This window comes from Algoriphagus aquaeductus (assembly GCF_003253485.1).
In the GTDB taxonomy this organism is placed as follows: domain Bacteria; phylum Bacteroidota; class Bacteroidia; order Cytophagales; family Cyclobacteriaceae; genus Algoriphagus; species Algoriphagus aquaeductus.
This window is the reverse complement of the sequence record NZ_QKTX01000018.1, coordinates 71,074-94,278: the sequence shown is the minus strand read 5'-3', so window position 1 is coordinate 94,278 and position 23,205 is coordinate 71,074. Positions and strand designations below refer to the sequence as shown.

Sequence of the window (23,205 nt, the reverse complement as noted above, 5' to 3'; positions counted from 1 at the left end):
CAGTCAACACGAGTAGAAAATGTGAAAAATTGGTCTGAAAAAAACATCGGGCAAACCACTCTTTCCAAGAGATTAAAAACCTTAAAGTGGGATGCGAATAAAAAACCAAAAATGGCACAAATTTGACACCCCACCTGGCAGGTCCTACTTTTATTTTTCTTCCAACTTGATCAATTCAAACTGAAACTGATCCTCCTCATTTTTGGGATTCTCGGGGTGATTGATGGAGAGATAAAGTCCCTTTTCCCCCACAAAATAATTGCTGGGATAATAGGTACCCCCTTCGAGTTTCCGCTCGGTGAGCACCCTGCCTTTTTCATCTAAAACCATCACCACGAAAGCGCCCGGAGTAGCACGAAGTGCTCTCAGCTGATCATCATTTTCGATGGTGACCGTCGGAAAAGCAAAGCGGTAGTACACCCTTCGAAAAGGATCAAAAATCAGTGATTCATATCGGGACTTCGCTGAAGAATATTCGGCAAATCCACGGCTGTCCGTATCCTTGGCAAAACTAGGCATCACTTCATCCAAAAATTGGCTCTTGGCTTCGGTGGAGGTAGCTTCGGCGGAATTGGCAGAATAATAATAGATACGATGGTCTCCTAAAAATGACACCGTCATTTGATCCTCATCCTGGTGAAAACTGTATTCGAGTTGCTTCTGTCCAGTAGAAAGGTAGTCTTTGGGGAATCGCTGTGGCAAAAGGCGAACCGATCCTGTTTCCAAGTTAATCGCAGCTGCCAGTGAAATCGTATCCAATTGGGTTTGTGTAAAATCCGAAATTCTTCCATCCGCTCTTAGCTTAGCCACCAATTCATTACCCATCACTTTGGGAGGAGAGACATAGTAACTATTGTGAACAAAAAGGGTGGCGTACCCATCGGGCAAGTCAAATCGGATTCGATTTTTCACTTTTCCGGAAGTGTCTGTAAGGATAAACTGATTGCCAAAGGGAGGAAAAACGAAAATGCTATCCAGGCTTTGTACATGAAAATAGGCTAGTACAATTCCTTGGTCTCCCTCCCTTTCGAAAATCAATTCCTTCACCAAGGATTGATTGCCCAGATCATAGATTTGGATGGCATTGGTATTCGAGTTGGCATTAAAGAGGTAAGTTTCTTCCCCTTGGAAATACTGCAAACCCACACTGATATTGGGAGTTTGATCATTCAGAGGAAGTGAAAGAATCTCGTTGCCGGGAGCCAATTCATAGGTTTTGGCCTTTTGAGTATCTGGGGTTTGACAGGAAAAGATCAATCCGAAGAAAAGGCTGAGAAAAGCGATTTTTAAAGTATTCTTGTGCATAAGAAAAAAGGTTTAGCGCCTAAACTAAACCTTATCTGGATATTCTGAAAGAATTATTTTACAAAATGACCCAACAACTCGGACAACTCTCCCTGCTCGTCAGAGAATACGACGAAGCCATTCGCTACTATACCGAAGTCCTTGACTTTGAACTTTTGGAAGATACTCCAATGAGTGAAACCAAGCGCTGGGTGAGAGTTTCACCTCCTGGTTCGACCTGTCACCTGCTTCTCGCCAAAGCAGCCAACGAAACGCAGGAAAAGCAAATCGGCTTTCAGGCTGGTGGCCGGGTGTTTCTTTTTCTCTACACGGATGACTTTTGGAGAGATTATCGGAAATATACCTCCCGTGGAGTGGAGTTTATCCGCGAACCGGCAGAAGAAAGCTACGGCATCGTGTCGGTTTTCAAGGATTTGTATGGAAATCTTTGGGACTTGATCGAGCGGAAGCAATGATCAATTTTCAATGCCCAATGAGCAATTCCCAAAACCTAAAATTCTTAAATTAACCTGAAGCTTTAGTATCTGGGAAAAGGGAAATTTTAGGTTTTCTGAAAATGTCGGAATTAAACCACTGCCGTCTTCGGTCCTCCGTCTTCCAGCCCCCAAATTGGAAATAGTCCTTCCTGTTTTATTGGATAATAGAGGACACGTCTAATTCTGGCCCTTCACTTCTTGCCATTCCGTCCTCATTCCCTATTTTTGCCCCTACCTGACCAAAGGGGACTTTGCCCCTGCCATGCGGGTGATTTTCCTTTTGGTCCTTCCTTTTATGTCACTCCAAGTCACACGTCTTACCAAAATTTACGGTTCTCAAAAAGCACTCGATGAGGTGAGCTTTTCCGCTTCTCCGGGGAGAATTTTGGGCTTTCTGGGACCCAATGGTGCCGGTAAATCCACCACGATGAAAATCATCACGGGGTACCTTTCCGCAGATTCGGGCGAAGTGAGTATTCTTGGTGAAGACGCTTTGGCACAACCGAAAAAAGTTAGCCCAAAAATCGGCTACCTCCCGGAACACAACCCTCTCTACCTGGATCTCTATGTTCGCGAATTTTTGGAATTTTCCGGAGGTCTGTACGGACTCAAGTCTGCTGAAATCCGTAGACGAACTGACGATCTGATCCGCAAAACCGGACTGCTGCCCGAGCAACACAAAAAAATAGGACAGCTCTCCAAAGGGTATCGACAGCGGGTGGGCCTAGCCAGAGCCCTGATTCATGATCCTCAAGTGGTGATCTTGGACGAACCTACGACGGGTCTTGACCCCAATCAGCTGGTAGATATCCGCAATCTCATTTTGGAGGTAGCGGAAAACAAAACCCTGATCTTTTCCACACACATCATGCAGGAAGTCGAAGCGATCTGTCAGGATGTCGTGATCATCAATCGGGGAAAAATCCTGGCCGCGAGCCCACTTTCCGAACTCAAAGCTTCATCCTCACAAACCGAACTTATCCTGGAAACTGAAGAAGCGATGGAATTGGTGTGGTTTGAAGGCATCGGAGCAGTTCGTTTTGGACAAAAAGGCAATCGGGAGATCATCCTTCCAACCGAAGATCCTTCCGAAACCCGGAAGGCTCTGATGCAAGTCGTTGCCCAACAGCAATTGAATCTAATCAGCCTCAACCAAGGCAAGAAAAATCTGGAAACCCTCTTCCGCGAAATCACTAGTGCTCAATGAAAAGTCTCTTTCTGAAAGAAATCAACGCCTTCTTCGGAAGCCTCACCGGCTACCTGGTGTTGGCTTTGTTTCTCGTGGCTCTAGGCTTGATTGTATGGGTATTTCCTGAAAGCTCGGTTTTGGATTACGGGTACGCAGATTTGGAGTCGCTGTTTGCCTACACTCCCTATGTCTTCACTTTTCTGATTCCTGCCATTTCCATGCGGGCGATTGCCGAGGAACGCAAAAATGGAACTTGGGAATTGCTCCGGACTTCCCCGCTTTCTTTGGTACAAATCATTATCGCCAAATACCTGGCACTCCTTACCTTGGTGGTTTTGGCTGTTTTGCCCACCCTTTTGTACGGGTACACCATTTCCACCCTTGGGAATCCTCCCGGCAATCTAGATTGGGCGGGCTTTTTCGGAAGCTGGGCAGGTTTGCTGATGATCGGGGCCACTTTTGCCGCAGTGGGATTGTTTGCCAGTTCGCTGACCTCGCAGCAAGTGGTCGCATTTGTTTTGGGTGTGTTTCTTTGCTTTGTGCTGTACTTTGGATTCACGGCCTTGGCGGAAATGCTCAGTGGTGATGCAGCCTATTGGATAGAGGAACTGAGCTTGAGTTTTCATTACAACAGTCTCAGCCGGGGAGTCATTGACAGCCGGGATGTGTTTTTCTTATTGGGCATGATTTGGGTGTTTTTGGGAGGTTCGGTCTTGATCTTAAGAAACAAATGAAAAAGTCTTTCGCCTCAAACTTGACCCCATTTTTGATCCTGATAGCAGGTGTGTTGGTCCTTTTCGGGTTGGGACAATTTCTCCGTTTTCGGTTGGATTTGACGGAGGAAAAGCGCTTTTCCCTGCATCCTTCCACCAAAGCGCTGTTGGAAAATCTGGATCGCCCGATCTACGTGGACATTCTTTTGACGGGAGAAAATCTCCCCGGTGGTATGCGTCGATTGCAAAAATCTATCGAAGAGACTGTCCGGACCTTCAATGCCTACTCTGCCCAAAAAATAACGGTTTCCTACTTTGATCCTCTGAGTGTGGCCGACTCACTTCAGGAAGAGTTTATCATCAGTCTGGCCGATTACGGAATTAATCCAACCAACGTCTATGTCAACCAAACTACCGGTCAGCAAACACAATTGATTTTCCCGGGAATTTTGGTCAGCGATGCAGATTTTGAAACCGGAGCTTTGGTCCTTAGGGGTGAAATGGGCATGACGGCAGATCAGAAACTGAATGCCTCTATCGAAAACCTGGAATTTGAGCTGAGCCAAGCCATCCAAAAACTCGTCAATCCGGAAAAAGGCGCTGTCGCCATGATAATCGGTCACGGAGAGCTTTCTGAGGACGATGGTTATGGCATGGTAGAAGCACTTGACGGTCAATTTGAGCTTTTCAAAGTGCCCTTGGAACAAGCCAAAAAACCCGAAGACCTGAATTCCTTTTCAAGCATTTTTATCCTTGGCCCAAAGACAACTTACACCGAGCGTGAGCTTTTTCTCCTCGATCAATATGTATTAAATGGGGGTAATCTCGTGGTAGCTGCAGAGGGAATTGACGTAGATATGACCCAAGCCGGAGGGGAAGGCACCTTGGCACTTCCGCTCGAAAATGAACTTGACCGGTTGCTATTCCGCTACGGTATCCGTGTGAATAAAGACGTGATTCAAGATCTGAATTTCTCCATGATCCCGGTCATGGGTGGTAATTTCGGAAATGAAGAGCAGCTCGTTCCACTCCCTTGGCTATTCCATTTCAACGCCGGTCGGGTACAAACTCATCCGATCACCAAGGCCTTGGATCAGGTCAATTTCCGCTTTGCCAGTAGTCTGGACACGGTAAAGGCAGACGGAGTGACCAAAACCCCATTGATCTTCGGTTCAGAAAATGCCCGAATTCTTCCTGCCCCTGCGCGGGTGGCTTTTGCCGATATGCAACAGGCTCCTAAAGTAGAAGAATTTACTCTTCAGCGACTTCCTTTGGCCTATTTGCTGGAGGGAGAATTCACCTCTTTGTTCAAAAATAGATTTGTGCCGGATGAATTTGCCCAAGTGCCTTTCAAAGAATCCGGAAAAGGAAAAGTGGTCGTATTCGGTGATGGCTCGGTTTTCCAGAGTCAGCTTAGCCTACAGGGAAAACAGCCTTTGGCACTCGGGGAAGATCCTTTTGCCCAAACTACTTTTGCTAACAAGCAACTCCTCCAAAACCTGGTCAAGTACCTCAATGATCCTGAAGGAATCATTTCGGCAAGGACAAAAACACTTCAGATCCGACCTTTGGACAAGGTAAAAGTGGCTGAGCAAAAGTCCTTTTGGCAACTCATCAATGTAGGCCTTCCGGTGGGAATTATCCTGATTTTGGGCGGTATCATCCTTTTGATAAGAAAGAATAGGTTTGCCAAAAAAGCTTAAAAAGGCAATCGATGGAGGTTTAGAAGATTTTTACCTCAAAAAAATCTCTACCCCATCGAATTAGCATTTTATTTATAAATTTACCCCTCCAGAAATAAAAAATCACTAAGCCCGAACATATGAAATTTATTGTTTCCTCTTCTGCATTGCTTAAGCAGCTATCGGCCATCAACGGTGTCGTGACTACCAACCCGGTAGTACCCATTCTTGAAAACTTCTTATTCGAAATCAAGGATTCCGTCTTGACCATCACTGCCTCCGACTTGCAGACTTCCATGATGACGCAGATCCAAGTGGAAGCAAAAGAGGACGGAAATATTGCGGTTCCTGCCCGTATCCTGATCGAAACCCTGAAAAACTTGCCTGAACAGCCGGTGACGTTCAGCATCGATCATGACACCTATGCGGTAGAAATCAGTTCTGATAACGGTCGCTACAGACTCGCAGGTGAAAACGCGACGGATTTCCCAAAAATCCCAACCGTAAACAATGCTACTACCGTGGATATGTCCACCGAGGTGCTTTCTTCTGCGATTTCCAACACCATTTTCGCGACTTCTTCCGACGAGCTTCGTCCTGCGATGACCGGTGTGTACATCAACTTGAGCCCGACCAACACCACCTTCGTGGCAACTGACGGTCACCGATTGATCCGCTACAGAAGAGTGGACGTGGCCTCTGCCAACGGCGCAAGCTTGATCATCCCAAGAAAAGCGCTCAACCTCTTGAAATCTACCTTACCTTCTGAAAATGTACCGGTAACCGTAGAGTTCAACCAGTCCAACGCCTACTTCAAGTTTAACAACATCAAGATGATCTGCCGTCTGATCGACGAGCGATTCCCTGATTATGAAAACGTGATTCCGGTGGACAATCCAAACCGCATGAACATTGACCGTTTGGAACTGCTAGGATCACTCAGACGTATAGCGATCTACGCCAACAAGACCACCCATCAAGTTCGATTGAAGTTGACAGGAAGTGAATTGATGATTTCTGCAGAAGACTTGGACTTCTCCAATGAAGCAAATGAGCGGCTTTCCTGCGATCACGACGGAGAAGATATCGAAATCGGGTTCAATGCAAAATTCTTGGTGGAAATGCTCAACAACCTTTCCTGCAAGGAAGTCAGCTTGAAGTTCTCCGCACCAAACCGAGCTGGTCTGATTCTTCCTGCTGAGCAAGATGCCAATGAAGACATCCTGATGCTCGTGATGCCGGTAATGCTCAACAACTACGTATAATCTTAACCACAACCATAAATCAAAAGCCCTGGTCGATGATCAGGGCTTTTTTTTGTAACCTTTGAGGTTTTTCAAACCTCGAAGGTTTTTAATTTTTCACCGCGGAGACGCAGAGGACGCAAAGGTTTTTTAGATAAGTTTCGAAAGTTATTTACGAGTACCCTTGAGTTGGAATTATGCCGATAAAACTTGGCTTTGAAGTTCCGAATAGGGCAATTCCCCCTTCATAAGGGGGCTAGGGGGATTTAATTATCTTGACTCGCTGCTCAAGATTTGTAATCTTGAGCTGATATCTCTGGGATTTGAAATCCGGATGGCCTAATTCAGCAAACCAATTATCATTCCTGTCTAAAAACCTTCGCGGTCTTGAAGACCACAAAGGTTATAGAAAACTTACTTCCTATCCCTCAGCATCTTCAGATACAAGCCCTCCACTCGTTCCCGCGCCCACGGAGTTTTGCGGAGAAACTTCAGGCTGGAACTGATCGAAGGATCATGGGTAAAGCAGCGAATGGTGATGCGCTCCCCGAGTTCCTTCCAACCATAAAACGAAACCAACTCGGCGAGCATATCAGCCAAAGTGACCCCATGAAGCGGATTGTTGGGTTGTGATTCCAATGTTTTTCTTGGTTTTAAGAGAATGCTAAAGTAGTGAATCAGGGGAATTATAGAGGGATTAACCTATACCCTAGATTGATAAAGGAATAAATTATTAATTCTATCAATTCCTAAAATTTTCAACTATTTGGAGACCCATTCCCATAATTGATCCTAATCGCAATTTTTTTCATTGTTACTTTTTGTGGGGCAAAAAGTAACCAAAAACCCTTGACACAGCAAAGCTCCTATCGCACATGGCCGGACGCTGGCCCGCTGCTGTGTCGGCCCACGCGCCCAACAGAACAAAGCTTTGTACTAATTGGCTAATTCCAGTCATAGATTGGCCTAAATAGTAACCATATAAAAAAGAGCCTTATACTTTCTTTTCTTTTTGTTTTAAAAAATATGTAAGTCTCAGGCAGCAAACACTAGATCTCTAAAATTGTATCTGCTGACTGAGACTGAACACTACTCACTTTTTCAGCTTTCTCGCTTCAGTCTTCTTAATTTCTCCCTACTGCGACTGATCACTGAGACTGCTTACTATTTCTTCCCCTTTGGCCGTAACGGTCTGCACTCCACATCCGCCACGAAATAATTTGGATGAGTTTCCAGCGTCTGCACAATGGTCTGGGCTACATCGATCGGACGCATCATGTGTTCATGGGCTTGCATTCCGGGGATAGCATCGAAGAAATTGGTCTGGATCGATCCCGGATAAATCGTGGAAACCTTAATTCCAAAATCCCTCAACTCCATATACATCGAGTGAGATATGCCCCGCACGGCATGCTTGGTTCCCACATAGCCCGCAAAATTGGCGACTCCATTTAATCCTGCAATCGAGGCTACATTGAGAATATGCCCTTCATCAGCTGCTTTCATGGCGGGAACGAGTCGTTTACTCACGTAAAAAATCCCGTGAACATTGGTATCAAACATGGACTTCCAGTCTTCCGAGCTCATGGTTTCAAAAGGTCCGGCTACGCCAAAACCTGCATTGTTGACCAGGATTCGGATATCCGAGCCCAGCTTGGCCACGGTGGCTTGGTAGGCATTTTCCACCTGCTCTTCCACCGCTACATTACAGGTGAAAAAGTGAAAATTGGGATGATCGAAAGCGGGCTTGTTTCTACCCCAACCGGCCACGATGGTTCCTTTTTCCACCAATAATTTAACGACTTCCAGTCCCACACCTTTGCTGACTCCGGTGACGACTGCGATTTTATTGTTCAGTTCCATAAATTCAGTTTTGAGGATAAATCCATTTCCTGCCGAAAAGTTCTGCGAATGCATTTTTTATCCCAAATCACAAGGATTTTAAATCCAATGGTTCTAATTTTCCTTCTCACCCAAAAAATCGCCAATCTGATCATTCACCAAATTACCTTATGAGAAAATTAATTTTACCCTTGGTTCTGCTCAGCGGAACTGTCTTTGGCCAAAGTAAACTACGGCCTGAAATCGATAAGAAAGCCACGGCCATCGAGACCAAAGTCATCGAGTGGAGACGAGACATTCACCAGAATCCCGAGCTGGGAAATCAGGAAAAGCGAACCGCCAAGTTGATCGCGGATCATTTGCGCTCCTTGGGCATCGAGGTGACTGAAAACGTAGCCGTAACCGGTGTAGTAGGAGTCCTTCGTGGAGCCAAGCCCGGCCCGATGGTCGCTCTTCGTGCAGACATGGATGCGCTTCCGGTGACCGAGCGTGTAGACCTCCCGTTCAAATCTACCGTGACCACCACCTACAATGGACAGCAAACCGGGGTGATGCATGCCTGCGGACACGACTCTCACGTGGCCATTCTGATGGGTGTGGCAGAAGTCCTTGCCGGAATGAAAAACCAACTCGAAGGATCCGTCAAATTCATCTTCCAACCTGCTGAAGAAGGTATATACGAACCCGGAGTCACTACGTGGGGAGCCAAGCAGATGGTGGAAGAAGGGGTGATGAAAGACGTGGACGCTATTTTTGGCTTGCATATCTCCGCCCAAACCGAAGTAGGTACTATCGGCTACCGCTCAGGACCTGCCCAAGCGGCCGTGGACAATCTCGAAATCATCGTACATGGTACCCAAGCGCATGGCGCGTCCCCTTGGTCAGGGGTAGACCCTATCGTGACGGCTTCGCAAATCGTGACAGGCTTGCAGACCATTCTTTCCCGAAGCGTCAACATCACCCAAAACCCTGCAGTAGTTACCGTCGGGGCGATTCATGGAGGTATCCGTCACAACATCATTCCTGAAAAAGTAGAGATGATCGGCACCATCCGAACCTTCGGAGACGAGCAGCAGGAATTGGTACACCGAAGAATCACGGAAATTGCAACCAACATTGCCGAAAGTGCGGGCGCCAAAGCAGAAGTCAACATCACCAAGCTTTACCCATCTACCGTCAATGACCCTAATCTGACTTCGAAAATGGTAGCCACCTTGGAGGCTGCCGCAGGAAAAGAAAACGTAAAAGTAAATCCTCCGGTGACCGGTGCAGAAGACTTCAGCTTCTATCAGCGGGAAAAACCGGGCTTGTTCATTGGACTTGGCGGCATGAAAAAGGGTGGCGATCCTACCAAGACCCCTTCTCACCATACCCCGGATTTCTATCTTGATGAAAGCGGGTTCGTACTCGGGGTGCGAGTGATGAGCTACTTTGTGGTAGATTTCATGGGAATGAAAAAGTAATTAGACCATAGGATATAGACTATAGTCCATAGAAAACCCCCTTCCAGAGTGATTTGGAAGGGGTTTTGTGATTTTGGCACAACAAAAGAAGAACTTTTACCACATCGACACATAGCGCCACATAGTTTTATAAAATGGAAAGTTCCTTTCTATGTTTTCTATGTGGCTATGTGGTTTTATTTATTCTACCAGCAAGAGGAAAGTATGAAAAAGTCCCGGATTGTTCTGGAAAGGTTTTTCTGGTTTTAACCTAACAATGTCGGTGTTTTTTACCACTTAGGCACATCGCGTCACATAGTCTTATAAAATGGAAAGCTCTTCTCCTTATTTTCTATGTGATTATGTGGTTTTCATTTTTAAAACTCAAAGAATCAAACACCAATCCTACTCATTCGCAATATGGATCACTCGACCCTGCTTATCAAAAGAGATGTAGATCCCGTCTGAAGAGGCAAAGGGAGCGCGGTACTGATAAGTGGTATCAGCATCCACCCTGGAAGCAAAGAGATTACTTTTTTTGTCCGGCTGTCCCATAAAATGGAGCACTTCTTTTGAAGTCATGCCAAGGCGGACTTTTTCGGCATTTTCACGATTCCGATTGGGTTGATACTGATCATACTGAAACCAGCCCACTCCAAGAATCACCAAGATCAAAACGATATATCTGATTTTCATTTCGCTCTAAGGTAAATTGTAAAACCTCGCACAAAAACTCAGATCGCTGCCTTTTCCGCCTTCCGCATTCAACACCATTGGATCAGCATACCAATCACCTTTGTAGATCAGGGTATCATACTTCCCGGGCAAAAGCTCCACCTGAAAAAATGACCCAATGCCCAACTTCAGAGTATCTTTTACCTCCCCGGAAAGCTGGAGCTCGGCGTGATGGATGCTGTTCCGATCGGGGGAATCGATCATCAAGGTATCGATGATGGGGCGATCAGCACCTAAGGTGATGGAGGTACATTTTTCTTCGGCCCTCATTCCACAAGAGGTAAAAACTGAAAGGATGATCAGTAAAATCCCTGTAACTCTCTTCATCTTTCTCCTAATCCTATTCTAATATTTCTACTCTATAAGCATCAAAGTACTGGTAAAGTAATGAACCCACTTATTATTCTGCTTTTTATATATTAAAAGCCCGGTTCCTCCACTAAAAACATATAGAAACGCATATCGGTAATCTTGCAAAAACACAGGTTTGGAAATAGTCTTATAGCTCATGTATTTCTTCAATTCCATATCAAGTTCGACTACTTCCGGCTTACCTAAAGCATTATAATAGGCATTTGACAAACTGTCGTACCTCCCCTTTTCAGAAGAGACTTTCACTCCTGCCGGAAACATATCCTGTTGGAATCGGAAAGCTTGCCTTCCTTCCCTGCAAATCTTTTTTGCGTCTGCTTCTGTGAACACATCCTTGAACAAAACTTTATAACGGAAGTCACTTTGCAAACTCAGTATGCCTTCTACCGAACAAGAGTCTAGCCAAGGGATTTTCCAATTCTCCTCTGCTTCCGCAAACACGATGACTTCTTCGCCTCGGTTGAGTTCCCATTCAAATACGGCATTCATCAACTCCTTGATCTCGTTTTCTTCTCTTGAGGTACAGCTAAAGCAGACCAAGGCGAACACCAGAAGCTTGAGAACAATGCTTATTATTTTTACCAATTGGCGACCGCTGAGATCTGGATGTGACATCGTTGAATTCATTTTGACCTTTTTAGGCTGGTTATTCTCTTGGCAAAGGCTAAACTCAATAGTAGGTATAGATCTCTCTAAACACCTCTTCCCATTTTCCTGACTTCTTTTCCATCACTACATAGCCTGAGTTATCGCTAAAAAAGGTGTAATACAGTAAAGCAAAATTTCCTCCACCAAAGAATACCGGCTTAGAAAATCTGAACCTAGTTTGAAAATGTAGTTTATTCATGGCCTCTGATTTCAGAGAATCTACGAACACTTTGGAATCCACAAGTGCCTGCAAACTATCCAAGTGACTTTGGGAAACAAGCTCTACCCCTTCCGGAAAATGCTCCTCGGTAAATCGGAATACCTTAGGTTCGCTCAGGCAAGTAGAAATACAATTCCAAATCGTCATCTTGGCCTCCCGACCGTCGAAGATCATCCGATTTTTTCCCAAGAGACTCCTCTTAAAAAACTCCGCCGAGCAGATCTCCATCCCAAACATGGTCCGATTGGAGGCGGTGTCCGACTCGGTAATGACCCAAACCGTATTTCCACCCTCCAGTAGATAGGCTGGAATAAGGGCTTCAAATAGAGGCTTGAGCTCCCCATCTGTTTTTGGAGTGCAGGCGAAACAGACGGAAAAGATTAGAAAAAGTATTTTTCGACTAAACATTACTATCTAACCAAGAGTACCCCCCTGAGGAGGTTTCAGGCGGGGAAAATTTGCTTCAAATTCAACATAATAATTCAGTTAATCACAGGGCTCAAGCGTGTCACTATGGGAATTTCAACCCTGACCTCACTGGAGCTTAAGAAATCCAAACCTTGGTCATACATATTCTCAAAAACCATGGCCAAATTGTTTTCCCGCTCTTTTTTATCATCCCAAATATGGAGAATGGTATAGAGAACCGTTACCTCTGAATCGAAACTGATGCCTTTTTCTTCCATGAATTTCTTCAACTTAGGAACTGGGTTAACAGTCTCATTTTTTTGCAAGATGGACTGGGGTGTCTGTTCAGAATATTTGATAGTAATCGAATCTCCGAAAACAATCAAAAAAGAGTAGGCAATAAACTTCATGTTATCATTTTCTCCTGGATGCCTTATAATAATTCTACCAACTTCCTTTCTGAGCATGGCAAAATATTCTTCCGAATGAGTCGAATCCTGGGCCAACAAAGAGGAGGTGCTCAAAAAAAGCCAGGAAAAAGTCAACAGGGCTAAGGTTCCCAGCCCCAGGGAGTAAAAAGGTTTGTTCATACTAAAGAATTTAACTTCTTTAGTATAACCCCTCCCCGACCAAAAAGTCAATAGTTGACTAAAATTAATTTTTAGGGTATTGAAAATCAGCACATTTGATTTTAGGTTTAAAACAGACTGATTTAAAGTTTTTTACAGCTTATTTGGAAGGCCTTTTTGAAAAGGAAAATTCAAAATGTCCTAGTAAAAGGAAAGGCCTAATCCCATCATCCCGCTTTCCACTGGTATCATAAGAAAAACCAATCCCTAATGCTTTTTTCCCCATCCGCTTCCTAGATTGCCTCCTTTCCTTAAATTTGGTTTCACCCATTCCAACCATGAAAAAAATCATCCTCCCTCTCCTGCTGATTTCTGCCTCGGCGATCGGACAGTCCAAGCTTCGTCCCGAAATCGATAAGCGCGCCGTTGCCATCGAATCCAAAGTCATCACATGGCGGCGGGACTTTCATCAGCACCCTGAGCTCGGCAATCAGGAAGTTCGCACCGCCAAGATCGTCGCCGACCACTTGAGGGCTTTGGGCATGGAAGTCACCGAACAAGTGGCTGTCACAGGTGTTGTCGGAGTACTAAAAGGCGGCAAGCCCGGACCGATGGTTGCCCTTCGCGCAGATATGGACGCGCTTCCCGTGACCGAGCGAGTCGATCTCCCATTTAAGTCTACCGTCACCACCACCTTTGCCGGACAGCAGACGGGCGTGATGCATGCCTGCGGACACGATTCCCACACAGCTATCCTGATGGGTGTGGCTGAGGTACTGGCAGGAATGAAAAATCAATTGGAGGGTTCCATCAAATTCATCTTCCAACCCGCTGAGGAAGGGGTAAGCGATGTGGATATGGCAGGGGCTGAACTGATGGTCAAAGAAGGCGTGATGAAAGATGTGGATGCAGTCTTCGGTTTGCACATTTGGGCACAGATCGAGGCTGGTAAAATCGGCTATCGTCCCGGACCTACCATGGCGGCCGTGGATATCCTAGGCATCAACGTACTCGGAACTCAGGCCCACGGGGCATCTCCTTGGTCAGGCGTGGATCCGGTAGTCACCTCCGCACAGATTGTGACCGGACTTCAGACCATCCTTTCGCGCAGCGTCAATGTAACTCAAAATCCTGCAGTAGTATCTGTAGGCGCCATTCACGGAGGTATACGCCACAATATCATTCCCGAAAAAGTGGAAATGATCGGCACCATCCGAACCTTTGGAGACGATCAGCAAGCCTTGGTGCATCGCAGAATCAACGAAATCGCAACTAATATTGCCGAGAGTGCTGGTGCGAAAGCTGAAGTGACCATTACCAAGCTGTATCCTTCCACTGTGAATGACGAAGCCCTCACTGCCAAAATGATTCCGACCCTTGACGCAGCTGCAGGTAAAGAAAATGTTGTCTTGATGGACCCGATGACCGGTTCGGAAGATTTCAGCTTTTTCCAACGCGAAAAGCCGGGCGTATTTATTTTCCTTGGAGGAATGAAACCCGGTGCTGACCCTTTGAAAACTCCCTCTCACCATACCCCTGATTTTTACCTGGACGAAAGCGGCTTCAAGCTTGGCGTACGGGTGATGAGCTATTTTGTGGTGGACTATATGGGGATGAAGAGGTAATCAAAGACCCTAGCTTATAGACCATAGTCCATAGTAAACCCCTCCCAGAGCGATTCGGGAGGGGTTTGCTTTTAGTATCAAAAACCAAGCAAAGTAGAGGGAATTACCATGGACAAAATAAATTAAAAAATTTACAAACTAATTCAACAGGATCATAGTTAAAGTAGCCAAAGGGTTTTAGTTTGATCACATTTTTAAAGTAAATCTGAGTTGATGATGGGTTTCGAATTTGTTAAAGAAGAGTTTTTAAAGTTGGGTTTCCCATTGGAATGTGAAAGCCTCGAGGTTAAAAAGGGGCATTGTCTTTTGATGCATGGCCAGCCATTGACTAATTTGTACTGGATAAAGAATGGATTGTTTAGAGAGTTTCCCGACGACGGAGTAGAGCAATTTAACAATTCCTTTCCTTCTAAGGGCAGTTTCTATCTAACAGGATTTTATTTCGGAGGCAAGATTAACTCTTCATTCACCGTAGAGGCCTTGGAAGACAGTACTGTTGAGATATTAAGTTTGGAAACATTGAATCACCCAAAAATAGAACCCATAGTGATTGTCGAAATTTTGAAGAAAATTTCGACAATCAAGTATGAGCAAAATCTGAACTGGAAACTGATCAATGGAAAAAAGTCTTTTCTGCACAGGTGGGAGTTATTCAAAAAGAAATATCCTGGAATATGGTACAGGATACCTCAGAAGCATCTGGCATCTTATTTTAATGTGACACCCCAATACTTATCCAAACTAAAGTCCAATCGACTACTTTGATTTTTTAAACTAGTTTAAATCACTTTTTAATCTAGTTTAACTAAATATAAAAATGAAACAATCTAGTTTTGAATCATCTCAAGTGAGATAAAACTATGTTAAACTTTAAACTCAATTTCTCATGAAAAAAAGTATTGCCCTATTTCTGTGTTTAGGACTTTTTATGTTTTCCTACACGAATCTTTCAGCAGCATGTTCAGCAGGAGGAGAAGGAGCAACCTCTTGTACCTTCAGAACTCAGGTATCAATACTTGGGGTAAATCTTTGGTCTGTAAAAGGATCTTCAGTGTCTTGAGGTTCCGGATATTACGCTTGCTGTAATGCTGATTCAGCTACGTGCATTCAAAATTCTACTCCTGCAAGTATTCAGTAAGTTTTTTAAGCGGCAAAATTCTAGGATTTTGTCGCTTTCTTCCCTCTATTTCTATGAATCGAATTGTTGTTTTCTTATTGCTAACTTTTGTATTTTCCTGCGGCAGCCCTTCTGTACAGGAACAAGTTGTCTTCAATTTATCTCCGGTTTCCTTAGAAGTCAATGAGTTTGACCTCGTAGAATTTCATCATATTCCGTTCAGTGGCGTCATTGATAAGTGGAAAATCGGGGAGAGCGGATTTACCATTCTTTCTAAATCTTCTTTATATCATTATCCAGATCCCACTCAAGAACCTTTTATTTTTAATTCAGAAGTTTACTTGGAACTCCAAGGCTGTATTATCTCTGATTTTTCAATCTCAGGCACCAAACTTTACCTCCTTTGCGAGGGAAAGGGAATAGCTCACCGATTCGATTTGGTAACCAAAACTTTTGAAACCACCTTGGACTTGGGGGTAGATGCTTCTAGGATGACAGTTTTTGAGGATCGGGTATTTCTATATCAGCCACCCAATACACTGAACAGAGATACCACGCTTAATTTTCAGCTCCTGACTTATCCACTAGATAGTCCTGAGAAAATTAAAAAACACCTAAGCTACCCCGCCTCGCCGACTGATTCTTATTCCTTCAATGTGTTGACCAATCAGTCGCTGGTTAGTACTGAAAACGAGGTGATTTTTTCCCGAATAGGAAATGACAGCCTGATCAGATTCAATCAAGAAGGGGAATGGGTTGGTACAGAGCTTTTGCAGGTATCTCCCTCTGGAAAAGAGACGGAAGCTGGTGTGACGCTGGATCCCGAGCAGACCTACTTCCCCTTGTATTTGTCCCAATCGGAGGATTGGAGATGGTACTCTTTGGTGAGAAATTCCACTTTGCAAACTTTGATTCATCATTTGCCGAGCGGGAAAAAAACATTGCTCAATAAAGTCATACTCTCTAATGGTGTACAGCTACCTTTTTTGGGACAAGAATACAATGGGGAAGTTTATCTCCTATTGACCGAAGAGGCTTTCATCGAGTTTAACTCCAACAAAACTTACCCCGAACCCTTCCTAAAACTCAAAAATTATGAGACACCTTTCTTATTTCTTCGCATTCCTCTTTCTGAGCTATCTTCCTAGTTTTTCACAAACCCAGGTGGCTTCTTCCAAAAAAGTCCTTGTGGCAAGTGGCACCATTAAGCAAGGCAATTTCGAATTGCACAGATTCGAAGGCGATGGAGAGCGGAATACGAGTTCGGCTTCTGGTCCGGGCTTTGTGAGTGCAGGAGGAACCCTTTCGGATATATTTACCGAACTGTGGCCTGAGGTGGAGTTTAAGATCAGTCGGAAGTTTGGAGAAGAACTTTACACCCTGCGAATCAATTCCATGGCTCCTCTGGATCAATCAGTTTTGGATCAAATCTGGAAACAGTTGGATCAGCTTCCTGAATTTGTTACCAGCCAAACGTCTCAAAACCAAACGGGTAACTGTCTTCAAATCAGCTCCCAAGACCAACTCGACAAGTCTCTGTACACTCCAAAAAATGGAGTACTCAAAAAGAATGAGTCCAGCAAATCGCGAGTCATTTTGGAGGGATACACTGTAGAGGAGCTTGCCGAAAAACTCAGCCAAGAAAAGCGACTGGGTAGATTTTTCTTTGAGCAAGCAAAAAGTGCCAAGGTATATTCCTTTAGTTTAGACGCAAGCTCACTTGATTCGCTGCGTGAAGGATTGAAAAGCTTTGGGGTGATTTTGCAATCCTGCAATCGCACGATTTTTACCTATGAGTTGAAATAATTTTGCTTTGTCTTCCGTCGTTGAAGGAAAAATGGCACTAAATCGACCAAAGCGGTTTCAAGCTTGGCGTACGGGTGATGAGCTATTTTGTGGTGGACTATATGGGGATGAAGAAGTAAAGAACTAGTTATTTGTTGTTGGTGGTTTGATCATTGAATTTGGTTATTGAAAATTGATCATTGATTATTGCTCATTGATAATTGGTCATTGGTTATTGGTCATTGGTCATTGGTCATTGGTTATTGAAAATTGGTCATTGAAAATTGATTATTGATCAAACCACCATTCGGGTTGTTGGCTGGTGCTGTTTGGGAAGACGTTACAGCTCAGGCAAGTTGGCTTGTACTCAGTGGCGCGTTTGCCCGGAACGTATTCGCAAACCTCCTCCAAAAAGAATGGGACATCTGCTCGAGTAGTATAGATTCGGGTGATTTTCGCCTTGGCTACTTCAAAGTAACCCAACACCACTTCCTCAGGGTCGTCCACATGGTACATATTTCCTCGGATGGGTGCAGGGGGAATATCAAACACAGAGCCTGTATTGTTCACCAATTGTCGCACTTTTCGCCAATAATCATGTGCGTCTTTGGTGATGCTCAGTTGCTTCACATTGAAGTAATGTCGGCTCAGAAAGGACTGATCTACCAGTCTTTTGGCTAAAATCTGACTACTGACCGCCCCGGGTCTGTTGAGTAGGTCTCCATTGACTAAGGTAATCCGCGCCGCATCAGAAATCTCCGTAACGTAGCAAGGCGGAGGAGGCGTGTTGAAAGGATTTGGGAAAAAGGTGAGGTCCCAAAAATAAACTTCCTCCACTGTCCATCTTAGGTAATAGCCTCCTGTCTGATTGGGCAAGGTGACTTCTGTAGCGATTGCGATCAGTGCAGCCTCCGGATTGTTTTCCAATCGAGCCCGCTCAAAGCTAAAGCTCAATTGGTCCTCCCCTACGACTTCAGGCATGCGCTGTGGCTGAGACCGATAGACCTTTTCCTGGACCCAAATCTCCAATTCATACTCCAATCCAGGCCTGGGAGGAAGAAAACCGCTTAGCTCATAAGTTCCCGGTTTTGTCTCCCGATACTCCCAGGATAAGCCCAATTCCCTGGAATGTAGCCTCACCCTTGCCCTACTGACCGGTCTTGGTAAATCATTCAAGGTAAATAAACCTTTATCTCCATCCTCCAAAAATGGTTGTCGGGCATTGGACGTCGTCTGCGAAAGGTAGACAAACTGTGTCTCTGCCAAATCGGTCAGTGTTCCCGATACAATCAAACGCTCCCGGTCTAATCGGTCCAGGTCAAATTCGATTTTTTCCACACAGGAATTAAACAAAACCAACACGATCAAAAGCTTCTGAAAAACTAACCTAGTCATTGGCACCTCCCCACTGTATGCTATAGGTAATGGAAGGAAAAATCGAACCCAAAATCGCCAGTCGATAGGGTCTCAACTGCTGAGAATCCCCATCCCGCTGCCAAAAGACAGAATAGGCATTTTTCCGCCCTAACAAATTGTAAATACTCAAATTGAGTGAATCCCCTTTTTTGGCAAACACCTTTTCTACTGTGAAAGAAACATCCACACGAAAATAATCCGGGATGCGGTATTGGTTTCTGTCACTGTAATCCGGCACGAGCAATCCCCCATTGAGCAGATAGCTGGCATTTACGGCACTTACCGGTCTGCCGGTGGAGTAATTGGCAGAAACATTGAACAAGCCTCTGGGGTACATCTTTTTGCTGAGAATGAAATTCACTTCGTGCGGCTTGTCAAAGTTGGAGGGAAACCACTCGTTTCGATTGATTTGCTCTTCATCAAAAGGGCTCTGGGATCTAAAAAGTGACCGGGAGTAAGTGTAAGCTAGCCATCCGGTTACCACACCCAAGTTTTTCTTGATCATAAACTCACCGCCATAGGCTTTACCCTGACCCAATACCAATTCGGTTTCCATGTGCGGGTTTAAGAAAATAGAAGCAAAATCCCGATACTCCACCTGATTTTGACTGGTCCTGTAGAAGCCGTCTACAGAATACTCCCAACGGTTGTCTGTGGAGTTTTTGAAAATTCCAAAAGAAAAATTATCCGATCGCTGAGGCGGTATGTATCTCGTGCTCAACTGCCACAAGTCGATTGGGGTGGGGCCGAAGGTATTGGAAACTGACTGCACATACTGGAAAAGTCGTGCGTAACTGAGTTTCAGGGAAAGGGTAGCGGTGAGATTCTGCCTTAACGAAACCCTGGGTTCTAATCCAGAGAAAGAAGCAAGGCTGCCTGACGCGAAGATTTCCTGTCCGATCTGATTAGCTTGGGAAAGCGCCGCATCGGATCGGTATAGAAAAACCGTATCCGGTCCTCTCTGAACAAAAGAGGAGTACCGAATTCCAGCAATCACTCCCGTCATCGGACTCAGGTCCTGCTCCACCGACAAAAACAGGGAATATTCGATCCCCTTTTCCTTTCCTACTTCCTCCGGCTGTACTGCGGATTGGGTTCCAAAGGGCTCCAATCTCTCCGGTTTTCCCTGGTAGCGGATTGCTTCTATTCCTCCTGTGACCGCCAGTTGTTCTTTTGCCCAAGTGGCAGACACCTTACCCTGTCGGTACCGCATGCCATTTTGAACTTTTGCTGCTTCTACGCCTTCGGGATCAATAAAGGCATTGGAAAAATCTCCGTCTGCAAAAAGCGCACTTATCGAAAGATGCTCCCCTACGATGCCCCGGTATCTTATCGAACTCACCCGATTGCTCCAATCGTAGCCAAACTGATCGGAAAACTGAAATCGATCTCCTGTCAGCAGTGTATTGGCCTCTAAGGTATGTCCCTGGGACACCTTCCATGTGAACCCAAAGTAGCCATCAAAAAAATTGAGTCGACTCTGCTGCAGGTCCAAGTCCCTGGTCTGATTGAGCAACCAATTGACATTGGAAATTCTACCCCCTGCAATGGCACTGACCTTATCAGTTTTGATAGGCCCTTCCAGGAGAAACTTCCCATTGGAAGTACCCATTCCAACTTGACCTTTCCATTCGCTCACATCTCCGGGTCGCATCAGGATATTCAAGGCCGAACCTGCTCTTCCGCCAAAATTAGCGGGAAGGTTTCCTTTATACAGGGTGAAATTCTCGGTAACATCTGTATTGAATCCAGATAAAAACCCCAGTGCATGATTGGAACTCAAAACCATTGCTTCATTCATCAGGATAAGATTTTGGTCCGTTTTGGCACCCCTGACGTTGATCCCGGAGGTGTCTTCCCCAACTGAAGAAACACCCGGCAGAAGCTGTAAACCTTTGAAAATATCCGCCTCCCCGAGAAATGCTGGGATAGACCTCAATTCCCGAGTCGTAAGCTTAGTCACACCGGTGATGGGATTTCGGACATTTCGGTCGGGATCCTCTGACATCACCACCACTCCGTCCAGCTCAAAACTTTTGACACTCATCTCCAGATTAATCACCCCATTTTCAAACAGCTCCACCTGAGTAAACACGGGCACATAGGAAATGTGCCGAAAAGTAACCTTGTGTTTGCCCGGTTTTAGCGTGATGTAATAAAAGCCAAATCGGTCGGTGGCCACACCTGTAAAGGTACCATCTACATGAAGTCCAACCCCTGAAAGCCCTTCTTTGGTATCCTCACCGAGGATCTTTCCGGTCAGGACATAGGTCTCTGACAGAAAACTTTCCTGCTTTCCAAATCGAAAAGTGAGGGAATCAGTTTGACTGAAAGTAACTCTGGTTGCAAAAAACAGAAGTAGAAAAAGAAGAAGCGAAAATTTTGACATCAGACTTCTAAGAAATCAGTTTTTTTCAAATAATTGCAGAAAAAAAGCGAAAACCAATTCCAAAAGGTGATCGTCTTTTTTGTATAACTCGAGGCGAAATGAAAAAAATACTATTCGTTGTACTCCTGGCGCTTCCCATTCTCACGGCCTGCAAAGAAGACGAAAAGCCCGATGAGGAAGCCTTTATTTTTGGTCAGTGGAATCTACAATGCGAAGGCAATTGCATTCAGATCTACAAGTTTGAGGGAGGAAAACTCTATGAAGACAACATGCGAAGTTTCCGCGAGGCTCCGATTATCGTCTACAAAACGACCCCAATGGATTCCAGATATTGGGCTCTCGGACAGGAGTTGGAAGACTCGTTTCCAAAAGACTATCTGATGCCCCGTGGGCTTCAGTTTATCGCCTGTTCCAATTGTGTGGAAGAAGGCGGCTATTACCTGGCCTTTGAGCGGGAGGCTGAGATTATTTGGTGGCAGGTAGGTCGGATTCCGGAATTGTGGCCGGAAGAAATCAGGCCTTTTATGGAAAAAATGATCGAGACCATGAGACAATTTCCTCCTCAGCAATAAAAAGTACAAAACAGATCACATTCTCCCTACCAACTCCCGCATGATCTGACTCATGACCGGTTCGGCTTTGGCCGCCGCTGCAAGGACGTCCTGAAGCGACACTTGGTGGATTTTTCCTTCTACTCCCAGATCGGTAATCGCAGAGATCCCAAACACCTCGATTCCGCTATGACGGGCTACCAATACTTCCGGTACAGTACTCATCCCCACGGCATCTCCACCGATGATCCGAAGGTATTTGTATTCTGCCGGGGTTTCCAGATTCGGACCTTCAACCCCACAATAGACTCCGGTGTGGAGTTTTAGCCCTATTTCTTTGGCAATTTCCAAAGCCAAATCGATCAATCGACGGGAATATGCATCGCTCATATCCGGAAATCTGGGACCTAGATCGTCGAAGTTTTTACCTCGAAGTGGGTTTTCAGGAAAAAGGTTGATGTGGTCAGAAAGCACCATGACGTCTCCCACTTCCTGCGCAGGATTGAGGCCTCCTGAGGCATTGGATACCAAAAGGGTTTTTACGCCCAGTTTTTTCATCACGCGGATGGGAAAAGTCACCTCCTTCATGGAATAGCCCTCGTAATAATGAAAACGACCTTTCATCGCCAGCACTTTTTTACCTGCCAAGGTTCCAAAAATCAATTTCCCGGAATGACTCTCCACCGTAGACACGGGAAAATGGGGAATGTCTCGGTAATCAATTTCCAGTTCGACTTGGATTTGATTGCCCAAGCTTCCCAAGCCTGTACCCAGGATAATTCCTACAGGAATGGATTGACTGTTTTTGCTCTGAATAAAAGAAACGGCTTCTTGAATCTGATTGAGGTAGTCCATGATTTTTGGCTGATTTACGGGTAAAGATAGGATTTTGGTTTTGCCTGAGAACTTTTCCCCCTACTTGCTTGTATTGAGGAGAGAAAATTCACCCGTATGATCAAAATCATCGTAGGCACCAACCGGAAAAACTCTGTTTCCAAAACGATCGCAGCGCTTTACAAAAGCATTTTGGAGGAAAAAGGAGTAGAATCAGAAATCTTGGAACTGGAGCACTTGCCGTCAGATTTTACAGCTACTGCCCTCTACGAAAACAATGGAAAAAATCCGGCTTACAATGCCTTCCACGACCGAGTCAAGGAAGGGAAAAAGTTTGTATTTATCGTGCCGGAATACAATGGGTCGTTTCCGGGAATCTTAAAGACGTTTATCGACGGAATGACCTACCCCAACACGTTCCGTAATAAAAAGTGCGCTTTGGTAGGCATCTCTTCCGGAATAGGCGGGGGTGGCATCGCATTGAGCCACCTCACCGACATCTTCCATTATCTGGGTATGCATGTCCTTGCTCTCAAGCCGAAGCTTGCCAAAATCGAGCAAAATATGTCAGATAACCTGCTCACCAACAGGCTGTATGTAGAACTCCTACATACCCAGGCAGACATGCTGCTTGAGTTTTAGG

At 45.1% G+C, this 23,205-nt stretch carries 23 protein-coding genes; 12 read left to right on the top strand and 11 right to left on the bottom strand.

The window, feature by feature from the left end:
- Positions 1 to 150 precede the first annotated feature (150 nt).
- Complete coding sequence (locus CLV31_RS19095) at positions 151 to 1,305, bottom strand: DUF4221 family protein (protein WP_111394682.1); 1,155 nt, start codon at positions 1,303 to 1,305, stop codon at positions 151 to 153.
- 65 nt (positions 1,306 to 1,370) lie between these two features.
- Between CLV31_RS19095 and CLV31_RS19090 the strand changes: the two genes are divergently transcribed.
- From CLV31_RS19090 to dnaN, 5 genes are all read left to right on the top strand, one after another.
- Complete coding sequence (locus CLV31_RS19090) at positions 1,371 to 1,760, top strand: VOC family protein (RefSeq protein ID WP_111394681.1); 390 nt, start codon at positions 1,371 to 1,373, stop codon at positions 1,758 to 1,760.
- Between the two features lie 316 nt (positions 1,761 to 2,076).
- On the top strand, positions 2,077 to 2,988 hold the full coding sequence (gene gldA, locus CLV31_RS19085; RefSeq protein ID WP_111394688.1) for a gliding motility-associated ABC transporter ATP-binding subunit GldA: 912 nt from the start codon (positions 2,077 to 2,079) through the stop codon (positions 2,986 to 2,988).
- Complete coding sequence (gene gldF, locus CLV31_RS19080; RefSeq protein WP_111394680.1) at positions 2,985 to 3,704, top strand: gliding motility-associated ABC transporter permease subunit GldF; 720 nt, start codon at positions 2,985 to 2,987, stop codon at positions 3,702 to 3,704. Before gldA ends, gldF begins: the two co-directional genes overlap by 4 nt.
- Entirely contained in the window at positions 3,701 to 5,386 is a 1,686-nt protein-coding gene (gene gldG, locus CLV31_RS19075) for a gliding motility-associated ABC transporter substrate-binding protein GldG (protein ID WP_111394679.1), read from the top strand. Before gldF ends, gldG begins: the two co-directional genes overlap by 4 nt.
- Positions 5,387 to 5,505: 119 nt before the next feature.
- The gene (gene dnaN / locus CLV31_RS19070) at positions 5,506 to 6,630 is read left to right on the top strand and encodes a DNA polymerase III subunit beta (protein WP_111394678.1); all 1,125 of its coding nucleotides are present in this window, start codon (positions 5,506 to 5,508) and stop codon (positions 6,628 to 6,630) included.
- Positions 6,631 to 7,023: 393 nt separating this feature from the next.
- Here the strand turns inward: dnaN and CLV31_RS19065 are convergent, their stop codons facing one another.
- Together CLV31_RS19065 and CLV31_RS19060 are read right to left on the bottom strand one after the other, a co-directional pair.
- On the bottom strand, positions 7,024 to 7,248 hold the full coding sequence (locus CLV31_RS19065; protein ID WP_111394677.1) for a VF530 family protein: 225 nt from the start codon (positions 7,246 to 7,248) through the stop codon (positions 7,024 to 7,026).
- A gap of 525 nt (positions 7,249 to 7,773) precedes the next feature.
- Positions 7,774 to 8,472, bottom strand: a complete 699-nt coding sequence (locus tag CLV31_RS19060; protein WP_111394687.1) for an SDR family oxidoreductase — start codon at positions 8,470 to 8,472, stop codon at positions 7,774 to 7,776.
- A 149-nt stretch (positions 8,473 to 8,621) separates the two neighbouring features.
- On the opposite strand from CLV31_RS19060, the gene CLV31_RS19055 reads away from it, so the two are divergent.
- Complete coding sequence (locus CLV31_RS19055) at positions 8,622 to 9,914, top strand: amidohydrolase (RefSeq protein ID WP_111394676.1); 1,293 nt, start codon at positions 8,622 to 8,624, stop codon at positions 9,912 to 9,914.
- 384 nt (positions 9,915 to 10,298) lie between these two features.
- On the opposite strand, the gene CLV31_RS19050 is transcribed toward CLV31_RS19055, so the two are convergent.
- The 5 genes from CLV31_RS19050 to CLV31_RS19030 all read right to left on the bottom strand — a co-directional run bounded on the left by CLV31_RS19050 (position 10,299) and on the right by CLV31_RS19030 (position 12,866).
- Positions 10,299 to 10,589: an outer membrane protein assembly factor BamE gene (locus CLV31_RS19050; protein ID WP_111394675.1), complete on the bottom strand. Its 291-nt coding sequence runs from the start codon at positions 10,587 to 10,589 to the stop codon at positions 10,299 to 10,301.
- 6 nt (positions 10,590 to 10,595) lie between these two features.
- A complete protein-coding gene (locus tag CLV31_RS19045; protein WP_111394674.1) occupies positions 10,596 to 10,955 on the bottom strand; it encodes a hypothetical protein in 360 nt (119 codons plus the stop codon).
- A gap of 27 nt (positions 10,956 to 10,982) precedes the next feature.
- Complete coding sequence (locus CLV31_RS19040; protein ID WP_146250930.1) at positions 10,983 to 11,615, bottom strand: hypothetical protein; 633 nt, start codon at positions 11,613 to 11,615, stop codon at positions 10,983 to 10,985.
- 55 nt (positions 11,616 to 11,670) lie between these two features.
- Positions 11,671 to 12,276, bottom strand: a complete 606-nt coding sequence (locus CLV31_RS19035; protein WP_111394672.1) for a hypothetical protein — start codon at positions 12,274 to 12,276, stop codon at positions 11,671 to 11,673.
- 74 nt (positions 12,277 to 12,350) lie between these two features.
- Entirely contained in the window at positions 12,351 to 12,866 is a 516-nt protein-coding gene (locus tag CLV31_RS19030) for a hypothetical protein (RefSeq protein ID WP_111394671.1), read from the bottom strand.
- A 317-nt stretch (positions 12,867 to 13,183) separates the two neighbouring features.
- On the opposite strand from CLV31_RS19030, the gene CLV31_RS19020 reads away from it, so the two are divergent.
- The 4 genes from CLV31_RS19020 (at position 13,184) to CLV31_RS19005 (ending at position 17,393) form a co-directional block, all read left to right on the top strand.
- A complete protein-coding gene (locus tag CLV31_RS19020; RefSeq protein WP_111394669.1) occupies positions 13,184 to 14,470 on the top strand; it encodes an amidohydrolase in 1,287 nt (428 codons plus the stop codon).
- A 213-nt stretch (positions 14,471 to 14,683) separates the two neighbouring features.
- On the top strand, positions 14,684 to 15,235 hold the full coding sequence (locus tag CLV31_RS19015; protein ID WP_111394668.1) for a Crp/Fnr family transcriptional regulator: 552 nt from the start codon (positions 14,684 to 14,686) through the stop codon (positions 15,233 to 15,235).
- A gap of 426 nt (positions 15,236 to 15,661) precedes the next feature.
- A complete protein-coding gene (locus CLV31_RS19010) occupies positions 15,662 to 16,735 on the top strand; it encodes a hypothetical protein (protein ID WP_111394667.1) in 1,074 nt (357 codons plus the stop codon).
- Positions 16,683 to 17,393, top strand: a complete 711-nt coding sequence (locus tag CLV31_RS19005) for a hypothetical protein (RefSeq protein ID WP_146250929.1) — start codon at positions 16,683 to 16,685, stop codon at positions 17,391 to 17,393. The genes CLV31_RS19010 and CLV31_RS19005 overlap by 53 nt, the downstream gene beginning before the upstream one ends.
- A gap of 267 nt (positions 17,394 to 17,660) precedes the next feature.
- Here the strand turns inward: CLV31_RS19005 and CLV31_RS19000 are convergent, their stop codons facing one another.
- Entirely contained in the window at positions 17,661 to 18,767 is a 1,107-nt protein-coding gene (locus CLV31_RS19000) for a DUF4249 domain-containing protein (RefSeq protein ID WP_111394665.1), read from the bottom strand.
- Positions 18,760 to 21,177, bottom strand: a complete 2,418-nt coding sequence (locus tag CLV31_RS18995; protein WP_111394664.1) for a TonB-dependent receptor — start codon at positions 21,175 to 21,177, stop codon at positions 18,760 to 18,762. The genes CLV31_RS19000 and CLV31_RS18995 overlap by 8 nt, the downstream gene beginning before the upstream one ends.
- 98 nt (positions 21,178 to 21,275) lie before the next feature.
- On the opposite strand from CLV31_RS18995, the gene CLV31_RS18990 reads away from it, so the two are divergent.
- A complete protein-coding gene (locus CLV31_RS18990) occupies positions 21,276 to 21,749 on the top strand; it encodes a hypothetical protein (RefSeq protein ID WP_111394663.1) in 474 nt (157 codons plus the stop codon).
- 15 nt (positions 21,750 to 21,764) lie between these two features.
- On the opposite strand, the gene CLV31_RS18985 is transcribed toward CLV31_RS18990, so the two are convergent.
- On the bottom strand, positions 21,765 to 22,583 hold the full coding sequence (locus tag CLV31_RS18985) for a purine-nucleoside phosphorylase (protein ID WP_111394662.1): 819 nt from the start codon (positions 22,581 to 22,583) through the stop codon (positions 21,765 to 21,767).
- A gap of 96 nt (positions 22,584 to 22,679) precedes the next feature.
- Here CLV31_RS18985 and CLV31_RS18980 point away from each other — a divergent pair, with 96 nt between their 5' ends.
- Complete coding sequence (locus CLV31_RS18980; RefSeq protein ID WP_111394661.1) at positions 22,680 to 23,204, top strand: NADPH-dependent FMN reductase; 525 nt, start codon at positions 22,680 to 22,682, stop codon at positions 23,202 to 23,204.
- Position 23,205 lies beyond the last annotated feature (1 nt).